General features: G+C 68.9%; 14 protein-coding genes and 1 pseudogene. 10 read left to right on the top strand and 5 right to left on the bottom strand.

The genetic code is table 11. From position 1 onward, the window contains the following. Both ADL08_RS37525 and ADL08_RS04945 read right to left on the bottom strand, forming a co-directional pair. Positions 1-99, bottom strand: a pseudogene (locus ADL08_RS37525) (IS5/IS1182 family transposase); the annotation flags it as partial. A 153-nt stretch (positions 100-252) separates the two neighbouring features. Continuing rightward, positions 253-903 (bottom strand): DUF3223 domain-containing protein, encoded by a 651-nt coding sequence (locus tag ADL08_RS04945; protein ID WP_053640804.1) that lies wholly within the window; start codon positions 901-903, stop codon positions 253-255. A gap of 22 nt (positions 904-925) precedes the next feature. Between ADL08_RS04945 and ADL08_RS34800 the strand changes: the two genes are divergently transcribed. From ADL08_RS34800 to ADL08_RS04905, 7 genes are all read left to right on the top strand, one after another. Further along, complete coding sequence (locus tag ADL08_RS34800; RefSeq protein WP_324610422.1) at positions 926-2,686, top strand: replication-relaxation family protein; 1,761 nt, start codon at positions 926-928, stop codon at positions 2,684-2,686. 311 nt (positions 2,687-2,997) lie between these two features. Next, positions 2,998-3,345 (top strand): hypothetical protein, encoded by a 348-nt coding sequence (locus ADL08_RS04930; RefSeq protein WP_053640802.1) that lies wholly within the window; start codon positions 2,998-3,000, stop codon positions 3,343-3,345. 108 nt (positions 3,346-3,453) lie between these two features. Continuing rightward, the gene (locus ADL08_RS04925) at positions 3,454-4,119 is read left to right on the top strand and encodes an ABC transporter ATP-binding protein (protein WP_053640801.1); all 666 of its coding nucleotides are present in this window, start codon (positions 3,454-3,456) and stop codon (positions 4,117-4,119) included. A gap of 29 nt (positions 4,120-4,148) precedes the next feature. Continuing rightward, on the top strand, positions 4,149-6,320 hold the full coding sequence (locus ADL08_RS04920; RefSeq protein ID WP_159042991.1) for a hypothetical protein: 2,172 nt from the start codon (positions 4,149-4,151) through the stop codon (positions 6,318-6,320). Between the two features lie 167 nt (positions 6,321-6,487). Beyond that, on the top strand, positions 6,488-7,243 hold the full coding sequence (locus ADL08_RS04915; RefSeq protein WP_159042990.1) for a hypothetical protein: 756 nt from the start codon (positions 6,488-6,490) through the stop codon (positions 7,241-7,243). A gap of 123 nt (positions 7,244-7,366) precedes the next feature. Next, positions 7,367-7,693: a hypothetical protein gene (locus tag ADL08_RS04910; RefSeq protein ID WP_159042989.1), complete on the top strand. Its 327-nt coding sequence runs from the start codon at positions 7,367-7,369 to the stop codon at positions 7,691-7,693. Between the two features lie 148 nt (positions 7,694-7,841). After that, positions 7,842-8,180: a hypothetical protein gene (locus tag ADL08_RS04905; protein ID WP_053640797.1), complete on the top strand. Its 339-nt coding sequence runs from the start codon at positions 7,842-7,844 to the stop codon at positions 8,178-8,180. 189 nt (positions 8,181-8,369) lie between these two features. On the opposite strand, the gene ADL08_RS04900 is transcribed toward ADL08_RS04905, so the two are convergent. Next, complete coding sequence (locus ADL08_RS04900) at positions 8,370-8,720, bottom strand: STAS domain-containing protein (RefSeq protein ID WP_053640796.1); 351 nt, start codon at positions 8,718-8,720, stop codon at positions 8,370-8,372. 227 nt (positions 8,721-8,947) lie between these two features. On the opposite strand from ADL08_RS04900, the gene ADL08_RS04895 reads away from it, so the two are divergent. After that, the gene (locus ADL08_RS04895) at positions 8,948-9,355 is read left to right on the top strand and encodes an ATP-binding protein (protein ID WP_053640795.1); all 408 of its coding nucleotides are present in this window, start codon (positions 8,948-8,950) and stop codon (positions 9,353-9,355) included. Between the two features lie 83 nt (positions 9,356-9,438). Here ADL08_RS04895 and ADL08_RS04890 read toward each other — a convergent pair whose 3' ends face one another. Next, a complete protein-coding gene (locus ADL08_RS04890; RefSeq protein WP_053640794.1) occupies positions 9,439-10,251 on the bottom strand; it encodes a hypothetical protein in 813 nt (270 codons plus the stop codon). Between the two features lie 307 nt (positions 10,252-10,558). Here ADL08_RS04890 and ADL08_RS04885 point away from each other — a divergent pair, with 307 nt between their 5' ends. Then, entirely contained in the window at positions 10,559-10,942 is a 384-nt protein-coding gene (locus ADL08_RS04885) for a glycine cleavage system protein H (protein WP_053640793.1), read from the top strand. Positions 10,943-11,015: 73 nt separating this feature from the next. On the opposite strand, the gene ADL08_RS37900 is transcribed toward ADL08_RS04885, so the two are convergent. Next, complete coding sequence (locus tag ADL08_RS37900) at positions 11,016-11,501, bottom strand: hypothetical protein (RefSeq protein WP_234351997.1); 486 nt, start codon at positions 11,499-11,501, stop codon at positions 11,016-11,018. A gap of 333 nt (positions 11,502-11,834) precedes the next feature. Here ADL08_RS37900 and ADL08_RS04875 point away from each other — a divergent pair. Then, the coding region (locus ADL08_RS04875) for a DUF6531 domain-containing protein (RefSeq protein WP_053640792.1) at positions 11,835-14,201 on the top strand (2,367 nt) is incomplete at its 3' end.

The raw sequence follows: 14,201 nt of genomic DNA, 5'->3' as shown, positions 1-14,201 counted from the left end.
TCCGCCGCCCTGCGGCCGCACCCGAGAGGGCGGGATCAGCGGCTTTGCGATTTCCCACAGCCCGTCCGGAACAATCCAACTCCACGTACCCCGCCCCATGACCAGCCCAACGACCGCCTCACCACATAGGACACGGTCTAAATCGCCCACTCGGCTTCCCTGGTCGGCCCGGCGGCACGCCCCGGCCGTGACCCCTTGTCCAGGTCTGCTACCGCCCCGGCGACCGACGCATTTCCCCTTGGCGGCTCCCGTCTATACGTGCGGGCGGCGCAGGTTCTCCTTGGCCGACAGCAGCCCGAGGACGGCGTGCTCCTGGTGGTGGGCGTGCCAGCGTTCTGCCAGGGTCCGGTCGGTGAACAGGGCCAGTCCCCGCGCCGTCTCGGCGGTCAGCTCGATGGAGTCGAAGCCGCCGGCGGCCTGGACGAGCTCCATCGCGATGTCGTGGAAGCGCGGGCCGCGGAAGTAGGAGACGTGGACGTCGGCGGGGGCCAGGGGCTGGCCGCTCTCATCGGACACGAGCGTGTGGGACGCCTTGCGGGACTCATAGTAGGTGTTGACCTGCGGCTGGATCTCGGTGCGCATCGCGGCCAGCATACGCTGACGGTGCGTGGGGGCGTCCAGGCACTTCATGTACGAGAAGGCGACCTTGGCGCCGTCGACCAGGACCGCCTCGGGGCCCTTGTGGTGACCACGCGGGGTGGGGATGATCCGGAAGTGGTCCACTCCGGGGCCGACCTTGTCCGCCGCGTCGGGATGCATGTCCAGCAGGTCCCGCAGCAGCAGGTCGTCGTCCTCCTGGTCGACGACCTGCCCGAGGCTGTAGCGGCCCAGGACCGCCTGCACCGCCTGCTGCCGGGCCTTCTTCGTTGCGTAGCGGCGCGAGCCGATCCAGACCTCGGGCACCTTCGGCTCCTCTGCCAAACGGATGACGGGACCGCTCACGCTAGAGCAGATCTTCCGGCCCGGGCGGAGCTTCGCCCTTGCTGTCAGCCCACCGGGGGACAAGAAGCCGATCGTGATGCCGCTCACGGACAAACCCGCACGACAGGGGCCTAGTCGAGGAAGAATCGGACACCGGATGCCGGTGGCGGTCAGACCGCGGTCAAGGGGCTGCTTCCGACGGTGGCCCCGGCCCGTACGCACATCCGCGTACGGGCCGGACGATCGCCGACCCGGCCCACAGGCCGGAGAAACCGAGGACACCGTGCCCACCGAACCCACGCCCGACCCCGCCCGCGAAGACCGCGCCGCCCGCGACCGCCGGCCTTCCGACGACGTCGATCGGGACCCGCTGGCCCCCTCCACGGGCCCCTCCGTCGCCCCCTCCACGGCCGCTTCGCCCGCCGGGCGTGTCTCCGCAGGTCAGGCCGGGAAGTCAAGGTCCCGCGAGACGTTCGACAACCCTCCTAGGTCTGCAGAGGCGTGGAAGCCGACCGGAGTGCGAAGGCAGGAAGTGCTGAGGGCTCTGGGAATCTTCCAGAGGGCTACTCCTGAACACCTGTGGAGGATGCTGCGGCCCGAAGACCGGCACGACCGGTGCGCCAGGGACACACTGAACGCGTTGAAGGAGACGGGCATGGTCCGGGTGGAGAGGCGGCTGAAGTCGGGACACCAGTTGTGGGTGCTCACCGAGACGGGTCACAAGGAAGCCAAGGGGCTGCTGCCGAGGAACGTGCGGATCTCCGCGCTGTGCAAGCAGAAGTACGACACCAAGGGCAGGCCGATTCCGGGGCAGGGCTACGACGAGCACGCCGCCGCCGTCACCCTGACCGCCGCCGTTCTGACCGGGGCCAGGTTCGGCACTCCGCTGTCCTGGCAGACGGAGATCGCCCACAAGCTCCCGTACGGCTATACCCAGTACGCCGACCTGACGATGCGCGCCCCGGACGCCGGGGTGCCCGTGATGCTCCTGGAGGTCGACCGCGTTAACGAGCCCGTCGACGACCTGACGGCGAAGCTGCGCCGCTACACCGACTGGTTCGAGCTCCTGGCGCCGAGGGCCGACCCGGCCAAGGAGAGGGCGGCCCGGGGAGCGGCGGTCTACGACTTCCGGTTGTGGTCGCGGATCTACCCGGCGACGGGCCATGAGGGCTACGTGCCCGTGGCGTTCGTGTTCACGGGGAAGACCGCCGCGCAGCGCGAGAGCCGCATGCAGCGCCTGGAGCAAGCCGCCCGCCGTTACTTCGCCGGGGAGTCGTATCCGGGCCGGGGCACGGGGATCACGGCCGTCGACTACCACCAGGCGGTCCCCGTGGTCGTCACCGAGCTGGAGCGGATCACCGCCGACCAGGCCGGGGCCGCGGGCGAGGTGTGGCGACGTCTCGGCAGGGAGGAGTGGCAGACGCTGGGCGAGGCCCTGGACAACGCGGACGGCGACCGGCTGTACCTCGTGCAGTGGAGGCAGGCCAAGCGCCGGCAGGCGGGGCGCGAGGCCGCGCAGCGGCAGGTGTGCGCCCGGTGCGGGGCGAAATTCACCGATGAGCGCTGGGAGTACCTGCTCGGGCGGGGAAGGTCCTGGGGCGACCGTACCGACGAGCTGTGCGGGCCGTGCCGGGACAAGCACTTCGCCCGGCTCGAGGCCGAGCGTGCCGCGTGGCGGCAGGCGGAGGAGGACGCCGCGCGGGAGGCGGCGGAGGCGGAGGAAAGGGCGAGGAAGGGACGTGGCCTGTTCCGCCGCCGGACCTAACCCGGGCCCCCGACATGCTGGGCAAGCCGACCCGGAGGCGATGTTGAGGAGCTGCGAGGTAGCTTCAGGGCCTGGGTGCGTATGCCCTGGTATACACGGTGAGTTGGGTCTATGCGAACGGCAAATGACAGGCGACTTAACATAGTTGAAAAAATGATCTTGCCTCGAAGCGATATCTGAACGTAGGTTCGATTTCGCAGCCGAGGGTGATGAAGGTATTACACTCTGCTGCCGGGCGAGGGGGGCGCCACCCTTACCCATGCCCTGAGCTGTAGACAGCCGGGGTTTCTCATAGGGAAGGGGATGCGCTGATGCAGCGCAAGATCATGATGAAGGCCGCCGCCGTTCTTATCGGCGCCGGCGCCGTGCTCGGCAGCTCGCCGGCGATGGCGAAGACGATGGACTCGTACGCCACCGGCGCGCACGCGTGGAGCTACGGCTCCAACACCAGTGTCGGGCTTTCCGACACGATCGCGGACGGGGACTCCGTCTACGTCAACTACTTCCGCACCAGCAGCGTCAGCGACATGAAGACGCTCCACAACAAGAGCGGCAACGGCACGACCGTCTACAGCCCGGCCGGGGCCGCTGTCACGAAGATCCAGGCGTGCCTGTCGCTGGACTTCCAGTCGGACAGCTGTGACTCCTGGCGTTCGTAGGCCTCGGCCGCAGCTTTTGCTGAGCAGCCTCTGAGTGTTGGGGGCCATCGCCCACGGCGGTGGCCCCCGGCCGTCGTTCTTCCCCACACGCATCACGCAAGGAAACACATGGCCAGCCATTCCGCGGTACTCCAACTACGCTCCCTGGGTTACGAGATCGGCGGCAGAACCCTGATGCGCGATCTTGACCTCACTCTGAACGCCGGGGAGTCGGTGTCCGTCATGGGTCCGAGCGGCAGTGGGAAAAGCACGCTTCTTTCTTGCGCGCTCGGGCTGCTCAAGCCTGACCGGGGCAACATCGAGGTCGCCGGAGTGGACCTCGTCGGCCTGAACCGGCGCAAGCTGGCCGAGCACCGCCGTTCGCACATCGGTGTGGTGTTCCAGTTCGGCGAGCTGATCCCCGAACTGACACCGGTGGAGAATGTCGCCCTGGCCGCACTGCTCTCCGGTGTCTCGCGCGCCACCGCTTACGCGGATGCGGCCCGTCTGCTCGACGACCTCGGCGTGCCCCGATCCGACGCGGCCACCGCCACACTCTCCGGCGGTGAGCGCCAGCGTACGGCTGTGGCAAGGGCGCTGGTGAACAAACCCGGGCTCATCCTGGCGGACGAACCCACCGGAGCACTCGACGAGGCGAACCGGGACAGTGTGGCCGACCTGCTCTTCAGCCTGCCCAAACGCTGGGAATGCGCGCTGCTCACAGTCACCCACGACCGGGATGTCGCTGCCCGCGCGGACCGCACACTCGCTCTGACCGACGGCAAGCTCCTGTGAGCGCGGGCCGCTCCCTGTGGGGGCAGTTGATGCGCATCGGCTGGACAGCGGCACGTACGGGCACGGCCAGCCGCATCCGCCACGTGGCACTCGGCACCGCCGCGCTCGCGCTGACACTGACCTTCGCCGCCATCGCTGCGGTGTTCGCCACCTATGACGGCCGCGAGGCACGCGCCGCAGCCCGTACCCCGCTCCCGGTCGCCTCCGCCACTTCTCCCCAAGCCCGCGCACTGTGGACGGACAAGTTCGACGACGTGGCGATGCGGCAGTTCTCCGTCATCTACATCGAACCGCTGACCAATGACGCGCCCCTTCCCCCCGGTGTCACCCGCTGGCCCGCACCCGGCGAAGCCGTACTCTCCAAAGCCCTGCTCGAAGCAGGCGCCTCCGAGAACATCGATGGGCGCTATGGACGCATGGTCGGCACCATCGACACCTCCGGCCTCGCGACACCAGGTGAACGCCTGGTCTACGCACGTCCCGCAGCCGGGGTGCTGGACCGCGCGTCGATGGTCCCGATCTCCGGGTACGGGGCGGACGCACCGGCCGCGCTCGGCGACCTGCTCGCGGTCAACCCCCCCTACATGCTGCTCGTCCTGATGCTCTTCATGCTGGTCCTCCCGGTGGGAGCACTGGCCGTCGCCGCTGCCAGGGCCGGCGCGGAAGCCCGCGACCAGCGCACCGAACTGCTCGACGTGCTCGGCGGGGGATGGCGGGTGCGCGCCACCCTCAACATCGGCGAGGCACTCCTGCCCGCCGCCTCCGGGGCATTGCTGGGCGTGCTGCTGCTGATTCCCGCCCTGCTGACCGACCTCACCCTGCCCGGAGTCGCCTATGAACTCTCGGCAACCGACCTGCGTAACTGGTCCTGGGCAATGCTGGGATCAGCCGTGGCCGCTTTCCTGGTGCTGCTGCTGACCGTCATCCTGATGCACCCGCACCAGCGCAAGCGCGGCAAATCGACCCGCCCGAAACTGTCCGCCTCACGGCTGCCACGCTGGTGGCCCTACCTCTGCCCGCTGATGCTGCTCTTCGCGGTCCGTGGACCCGAACTCACCCCCGGCGGCGGCACCCGACTGCTGGTCTATGCAATTGGGGTCCTGGGAACCGTCGCCACGCTCCCTTCCCTGCTCGCTCTGGCCTGCGCGGGAGCCGGACGCGCCATCGCCGCCGCCGGCAACCGGTTCGGACGCTCCGGCGCCCTGGTCGCCGGCCGCTGGACAGCGGCCTGGCCCGGAACCACAGCCCGTCTGACTTCCGGCGTGATCATCGCGTTCGTACTGATCGGACAAGTCCAGCTCTGGCAGAGCCGCAACAGCGGACCCGCTGTCGAAGCACGCGCCACACAAGCACGTGTGGGCAGCAGCGTTGTGGTTATGGAAACACCCCAGGGGCCGAAGACACGTACCGACACCTTCCTCCAGTCACTGCCCGCCGGAACCAGCACTCTCTGGCTGACAACAGACGGCAGCACAGGTACAGCCGAGATCGCCGGCCCCTGCACCGGACTGACCGAGCTGCACCTGCCCTGCGAATCGAAAAGCACCCCGGTCGACCCCGCACGCCTGGACACTCGAGTACGTGAACTGGGCTACTGGCACACCCCGAGAGGAGCAGGCCATGGATTCACCGCACGGGCCACTACCGTGCGTCCCAGCACTCCAGGAGGACAGCTCCTGGTCCTGGTGGGCGCGGACGGCAAGCAGCTGTCCGTGCCCGCCCTGAAAGCACTGGCCAATGCTTCGCTGGTGACATCACCGACAATCGGCACCATCGGCAGCAACTGGCTGTTCGGAGCCAACCTCCTGGCCCTGCAGAGCCGGTGGGTCCTCTTCTTCGGCGTAGCCGGAGTCTTGTTCGTCGCAGCAGCTATCGCGATCGGCAACCTCTCGGAGTTCCTGCGTTTCGCGCGCCGCATGTCCGCGCTCAGCGTCCTCACCGGACGCAGGACGATTTTCTTCAGTGTCTCCGCCTTCACTCTGCTGCTACCGCTGGCTCTGGCCGGCGTAGCCGGACTGACCGCACACGTGTGGCTGGCGACCCCGCTGACCAATGCCGCCGACAGCCTGAGCTTCGAACTGTCCTGGGCGATGCTTTACGTGGCTGTGGTGGGAGCAGGTGTGCTAGCCGTGTTGGTTTGGATCGGGGGAGCTGTCGCAGCGGTACGACAGAGCGCCTCCTGGCGCCCCAAAGCGGACTGAAACACACGCTGGCCGCGCTGCCGAAAGCACAGGGAGGCGCGGCTTGTCCGGCTTCCACACTCCCTGAACTACGCCGCCTGTAGCGACCAGCTGGCGGGCACGGAACCGGACCGGCCGGTGTCGTGGCCTCGCCTCAGGCCCTCTGGTGCTGCGGCAGGATGAGGGTCGTGAACACCACCACCGTCAGGCCGGGGGCCGGGACGCTCCTGCGGGCCCTGCGGCCGGGAAGCCGGGCGATTGTCCGCGTGACAGGGGTCGGCGTCGACGGCCTGGTGGTCGTCGACGCCACCACCCTGACCCGGCCCCGGACCGTCCCGCTTGCCGTAGTGCGCCCGTACGAGGTGCTCTACCGATCCCGGCCTCCGCGATCGGGCTACGTCCTGGTCCCCGAGAGCGACTTCGTCCACCAGCTCATGGACGACGCGCTGTGCAAGGCGCTCGGCCGAGACGATCCGTACGCGGTCGTCCACGTCCGCGCCCATCCGGACTGGGCCGCAGGCGGTATTGCCCGCCTCACCTATGACTACGAGGAGATCGGCCCGGCGTGCGAGAAGGCCCTCGCGCGGGCGGGGTTCGGGGCAGAGCCAGCACCATGGCACGGATCTGGCTACGGCTCCGCCCTGTGCTTCCGCCGCCAGGACCGCCACCACCTGTGCCCTATGCTGGAGAAGCCGCCCCGGGACCTTGAGGGCTGGGAGCCGTGGTCCTGCGACCGGGACCGCGGCCACACCGAGCCATACCACAACACCGAGATCGACGACACCGGCCCCGACATCTGCGGCGCCTACGTGCTCCACGGGACCGGACGCTCCCCGGGCGGCTGCGTCCTTTCCGCCGGCCACCCGCCCGCCCAGGACCACCGCGACATCTCCGACGCGTACCGCCCCGGCCGCATCCCGCAGGGTGCTCGCTCACAGACGTGACGGGCTGCCCCTGACCGCCCGTACCGGCTGGTGGTGCCGGTTGTTGAAGGGGGTGTGCCTGTTGCGTCGCGTTTTTCGACCCGTGCCCGGCTTCTCGCGCTGCTCTCATCGTGCCCGTTGCGTATGGACGAGGAGCCGGAGGAGTTGCTGCGGCTGGTGGAGGCCGGAGCCCTACATACGGTGGCCGGACAGGTCCTGCGCCGCCTGCCCGTCCCGCCGGACCTGTCGAAGGAAGCACGGGCCGAGTGGCGGGCCGCCTGCACGGCCGCCGTCCTCGCCCTGCTCGCGCAGGCCGAGCGGATCACCCCGCCCCCGCCCGCACGGCCTCTCGCCCATCCGGAGCGGCCCACCCCGCCTCCGCCTCGGCCCGCCCCGCTTTTCTGTCGCTCGCGCACCGCCCCCGCACAGGAGGACGACGGCCCCTGGAAGGCATGGGGCACGCTGGACTGAGGCCGGGACCCCGCCGGCACCCCCTCCGGCTGACACCACCACCGCCACCGCGCCCGCCGAAACGGCACGTCTCGTTGCCCGTTGGGTGTTCTCGGAGGCAACGGACAATTCCTTCCGGAAGCCTTGAAGCCGGACGAGGGCGGGGGACATGCAGATCACACATCTCCCCGGGCGGGGCCTGGTCGCCGCCGTCATCTCCTCGATCGGCATCCGTCACGAAGGCGCCCACGCCCTCGTTGCCACCGGTCTCTACCTCGACCTCAGCCGCGCCCTGCGCAACCCGGCCGACGACCCCGCGATGCGCTACCGCACCGACCTGAACGGCAACGTCTACGCCCACGTCCTGAAGACCCCCGGCGCCCTGACCCTGATCAACCGGACCGCCGTCCAACTCCGCGCCCTGGCCGACGAAGTGCCCGTCGGTTGTCTCGCCCGGCTCACCATGGCGTGCCAGGGCGGCCGTCATCGCAGTGTTGCGGCGGCCTAGACGGTTGGCCGGCTCGTCTGGGAGGCGTGGGGCGGTGCGTACGGCGTCGACATCGAGCACCACCATATCGACCACCCCGCCCTGACCCCCTCCACTCCCCGCCTGACCCACCCGTCGGCGGTTGGTCGGTGTCCGGAGGGCCGTCGTCGTACGACTGCGGATCGCGGCCGGCCGCCGCGGTAGGGAGTGTCAGGCGTGCAGGGCGTCCTCAACGGTGGGGTGGCAGTCGATGACGGTGTCGGCGCCGACCAGGGCCAGAACGCGTCGGACGGATTCGGTGGGTGCGGCGATGCGCAGCCGGCTCACCTGCTGGCTGATCCTGAGCAGGACATTGATGCCGCTGGAGTCGAGAAAGGTCACGCCGCTCATGTCGGCCACGACCGGCAGCACCGGCTGGCCTTCGGGCAGCAGGGCCTGGCGCAGGATGTCCGTCTCGTCGTAGTCGATCTCGCCGTGCAGGGTGGCGATGCGCACGCCGTCGACCACACGGTGCACTGCGGACAGTCGGGCGGGCCAGTCGGCTCTGTCGTTGCTGGTCATCGTCTCCTCAACAGCGTTTATGCTGCCTTGCGGCAGCGGCGTGCGCGGACGATTGTGCCTCACCCGTCCAGCCCGGGCCCACCCGGACAGCGGCGCGGGCCGGCTTGTGCCGCGTGAGGACTGGCCGGGCGGGTAGCCGCACCGGATGAACGGGAACGAGGACGAATCCGGTGGAACCCTGTGCCGATCATGACGGCAGCGCACAGCCCCTTCCGGGCGAGTACCTGATGCGCGCCGGCTACGCGCTGGACGGGGACGACGGCTGCATAGCCGACGCCCGTCACCACGCCGCCGCCTTCCTGAACAAGGCCCGCGCCGAACATCACCTGACGGTCTCGGAACGCGCACGGGATCTCACCGCCTTGGTCGTCAGTGAACTGGTCACCAACGCCTGCAAGTACGCTCCCGGCCCCGTCCTGATGGAGCTGCGCCTCAGCACGCGCAGTGTGGACATCGTGGTGTGGGACAGCGACCCGGCGATTCCGGCGGCCCGGACGGCTGATCCGGGCCGGATCGGCCAGCACGGCATGGAGATCGTCAAGGCCGTCACCGAGGAGCTGTTCATCGAGCAGGAACCGGTCGGCAAACGCATCACCGCCCGCATCGCCCTGACCGACACCCCCAGCCTCTGGTAGGAGACCGGCACCGCGCGGCTCCGAAGCGCACAGAAGCCCAGCCGCACCCTCTGCCCGTTGTTGGGATGTTGCCCGGGATCGGGTCAGTCGATCAGCCGTACCAGGGCGGCGGTCAGGGCGATGACCGTTTCGGCGTCCGCGCGGCTGTGGATGAAGGTCTTGCCCATAGCGTCCGGGCGCGCGCCTATGGTGGTCTGTTCCTCGATCGCCTTGCGGATCACGGTCCAGCGCTCGCCCACATCACGTTCACGCTTCGGCTTCTTGCCCGGCCGGCCCCAGCCGCTGTGGCGTTCGACGTGCTCCAGGGCACGGCGAGCACCGGACAGGGCACCGTCGATGTCGTTCTCCCGCAACTTGCGCTGTGCTTCCAGAAGATGATCGGCCGCCTTGTGCCCGGGCCGGTCGCAGGCGGGGAAGGGCAGGAGCATCTCCACACCGAGGGAGCGGCCCAGCCCTTCGAGCTCCTTGAGCCAGTGGTCCTCGGCTACGTCCAGGCGCAGTCGCACGTCGGGGCAGCCGGGATGAACGGACGCCTGGGGAAGTACGGCCCGTACGTTCACCTCCAGGCGCAGGTCGCCGCGGCGCCGTTCCTCCAGGGCCCGCACCAGGGTGTTGGGAAGGACGTACTGCACGTGCGGCCGCTCGACCGTGCCCGGCTGGAAAGGCACGGTCACGGCGGCCGACCCCAGCCACAGCAGCGAACCGGTACCGGCGGGAGCATGCAAGTCGGTCTCCAAGGTCAGGACTCGGCCGGCCTCGGCGGCGGCCGGGAGCCGCACCTCCAACTCCAGACGCAGGGCATGCGCACCGAGACCTTTCAGAAGCGCCAGACCCTTGTCCCGGTGGCTGACGGTGATGGCTCCGACCGGAGGCTCGAAGCAGAACTCGTCCCTCATGCTGACCTTCTTTGACGATGTTGCGCGCCCTGCCAAAGGTTCCCGGCAGAACCTGGTGGAGTACCGGGGGCTCAGCCTACGGCCGGCAGGCGGTGACAGGTAAAAGATCGCAGACAAGGAAAGGGCACCGATCCTGCCCGTCTCCGTACCGACCTGATCCGCCCATTTGCTCTGGCTACTGCCGAACAACTCCATCCGTTGGCCGCGCCTGCGCGCCGGAGGCTCCTGGCCGGGCCGGTCGTATCCGCCGGGGCCGGGTTGTCGTTTCACCGGGTGTCGGACATGGACGCGGCATGAAGGAGGAGCGGTGGTCCCGGAAGAGCTGAAGTACACCGAGAACCACGTGTGGGTGCTGAGGACGGGCGAAGAGGAGGCGCGGATCGGGATCACCGACAACGCCCAGGGCCGGCTCGGGGCCGTCGTCTCCGCTCACCTCCCCCGGGTGGGAGAGATCTTGGCCGTGGGGCAGGGCATGGGCCAGGTGAAGTCCGCGGGAGCGGCCTTCGACGTCTACGCCCCGCTCTCGGGGAAGGTCGTCGCGGTCAACGACGAACTCGCCTTGAACTCCGGGGCGGTCAATGACGACCCCTACGGCGAGGGCTGGCTCGTGGCGATCGACCTGACCGACACGGGCGAGCCGGTCGACCTCCTCGGCGCCGTGACGTACGAGCGACTCGTCCACCAGGGCTGAACCCGCCCGACGCGGCGAAAGGGGCGGCCACCCGGAAATCTCGGGCGGCCGCCCCTCTTCGCCTGTCCGGCTCCTACATCGACGCCACCTTCGCCTCCGTCTTCGGGAGCAGCGCGGCGAGCGGCGAGGGCCGGCTTCTCCCGACCCGGCGGAGTTCCTCCCAGTCGGCTTCGGGATGCGCCCGGGGGAGGGCGTTGACGTCAGCGGTGCGGTAGAGCGGGACCAGGGACGCCCCGGCCCGCGAGGTACCGAACTCCACCTCGGCCCACTCCGCGGATCGGATCCGCGTCGGCTTGACCGTCCAGTCGAACCCCACCCTCCTCACCCGCAGGCGGGTGGTGGTCTGGTCGGGGCCGAGCGGGGTGTCCGCGGCGACGAGCTCGGCCAGGTCCTTGCGCGCGCAGACCTTGGCGACCTGACCGGGCTGGTGCGGCGTGCCTCCGGTGTTACCGGGCAGGTGGCTGAGCAGTCCGGGGATGGCAGACCAGGCGGGTTGCAGGTGATATTGCCGCGAGCGCTTCGGTGGCTGGAATGCCAGTGAGTGATGACCGGAACGCAACTGACAGTGGTGACGAACGCCTGTTCACTTTCGGTCGCGACGGAGGTCCGGTTCGTCTGTTTCGTGATTCGTGAGCGTCGGTGAAATCCGAAATGTACGCCTAAACGGTGTGAGCGGGTGTCATGCGGAGGGTCTGGTTCCTGGCCGTGTGTGGAGGAAGATCGCGGGCACGGCGTCGGATCTGTGTTTGTGGCGTGACAGGTTGTGTGCGCCCGGTGGCCAGTGGGGTCACCGGTGCACATATCCCGTGGGGGGATCCTTGTGAACTCGCGTGTCTTAAGCGCGTCTTCGTGGCGCGCCCGCAAGAAGACCGCTCGTCTGGCCGCACTGGCCGTGATCACTTCCGGCGCGCTGGCCCTGTCCTCGCTCCCGGCCGCGACCGCGGTCGCGGCCGGGCAAGAGGAGGCACCGGCCTCGTCCGCCTGGGGCCGGGATGGTTCCGAGCCCGCCGTGCCGGAGGTGCCGGTGGGTGTCAACAAGCCGGTGCCCAGCGAGCCGTCGGCCACACCCTCGGCAGAGGAGGCCGCCTGGCGTGAGGCCCAGAAGCAGCACCGCAGCGGGGGGGAGCCGCAGAAGTCGACGCGTTCGGCGCTGGGGGTGCTGACGTTCGTGCCGGAGGGGCAGGGCGAGGTGCCCTGGCACCGCTACTCCGACACCCGTCTGACCGACGCCCTGGTGGCGCGGGTGAACCTGTCCAACGGCAACCTGATGCTGGCCGCGACCGACTTCGACATCGCCGGGGTGGGCCAGAAGCTGCAGCTGACCCGGACCTACAACTCCTTCACCGGCCCGTACGGCCAGGTGGAGAACTGGTGGCAGGGCTATGAGCGGCGCCTGGACCTGATGTTCACCAGTGAGGTGATCCACTACGACGCCACCGGCGCGGCGGTGCGCTTCACCAAGAACGCCGACGGCACGCTCGCCACGCCGTCCGGGTACAGCAAGGACCTGAAGAAGAACGCGGACGGCACCTACACGCTGACCGACCGCAAGTCGGGCTCGAAGGACACCTACACCTCCGGCGGCGTCCTGACGAAGGTCACCGACAAGAACAACGGGACCATCACCGTCACCCGTCACGAGCAGGACGGCGAGCACACCGGCTTCAAGCTCACCGAGACCCGCTCGGGCCGCTGGATCGACCTCGTCAAGCAGGACGGAACGCACTGGCAGGCCACCGACAACGCCGGCCGCACCGTCTCCCACGAACTGTCCGCACCGGACGTCAATGGTGAGGGCGGCGGGAACCTGGTCAAGTCCACCGACACCGACGGCAAATCCACCCTCTACACCTACGACTCCTCCAACCGGGTCGCGAAGGTCACCACCCCGCGCGGCAACGAGACCCTGTTCAACTACGACGCACAGAACCGGGTCGTCTCCGTGCAGCGGCTGACCGTCAGCGGCGTCGGTCCGACCTGGACCTACGCCTACGACACCGCATACCCGTATCAGGCGGGCACGACGACGGCGGTCGATCCGGACGGCGACCGCACGCTCCACACCCACAACGCGGACGGTGAGATCACCAAGGTCACCGATCCGCTGGGCCACAACCGCTCCACCAGCTACCAGAACCATCTGGTGCAGACCGCGACCGACGCGATGGGCACAGGCACCGGCGGTACGGGCGGCAACGTCACCACCTACGGCTGGGACACCCGCAACAACCCGACCTCGGCCAAGCTGCCCACCGGGGCGAACGCGGCCGCCCAGTACCAGACGGTCGCCGGGGCCGATCTGCCCACCAGCATGAGTGACGCCGACGGCCGCAAGGACACCTACGCCTACGACGCGGCCGGCAACACGCTGTCGGTGACCACCAGCGGCACCGAGGGCGGACAGCGCACCTACACCTACAACCCCGCCACCCCCACCTGCGGCGGGTTCCAGGGCCAGCGCTGCACCGCGAAGGACGCCAACGGCAAGACCACGTCCTTCACCTACGACACCAAGGGCAACCTGACCAAGGTCACCCCACCCGCACCCCTGGGTGTCACCACCTACACCTACGACGCCCTGGGCCGCACCGCCACCTCCACCGACGGCCGCGGAGTCAAGACCCTCTACAGCTACGACGCCCGCGACCGGATCATCAAGACCGATACCTCCGGCTACGCCACCGTCACCCACACCTACGACGCCGACGGCAACACCACCTCACGTACCGACGGCACCGGCACTACCAGGTGGACTTTCGATGCCTTGAACCGGGAGCAGTTCCGTATCCTTCCAGACGCCTCGACCATCACCCTGGCCTACACCCCCGGCGGCGGTGAGGTCGACTGGTACAAGGACCCGAACGGCAAGACCGACTACACCTGGGACAAGGCCGGCCGCCTGACCGAACTGCTGGACCCGGCGGGCAAGAAGACCACCTACGCGTACAACAACAACGACAAGCGCACCAAGACCACCTACCCCGGCGGCACCACCCAGAGCATCACCCTGGACGCCTCCAACCGACCCACCGCGATCAAGGCGGTCTCGGGCACCGCCACCCTGGTCGACCTCACCTACACCTACAAGTACGGCACCGGCGGCACGACCGACGGCACCAAGATCCGCACCCGCAAGGACAACACGAACCAGATCACCACGACCTACGGCTACGACAGCCAGGGCCGCCTGACCCGCGTCGAACCCCAGAAGACGGGGGAACCCTCCGTCGCCTCGAACTACTCCTACGACAAGGCCGGC

Origin of the sequence: Streptomyces sp. NRRL F-6492, assembly GCF_001280125.1 — a bacterium.
GTDB lineage: Bacteria > Actinomycetota > Actinomycetes > Streptomycetales > Streptomycetaceae > Streptomyces.
Note: the sequence above shows the minus strand (reverse complement) of the source record. Positions and strands in the feature narration are given on the sequence as shown.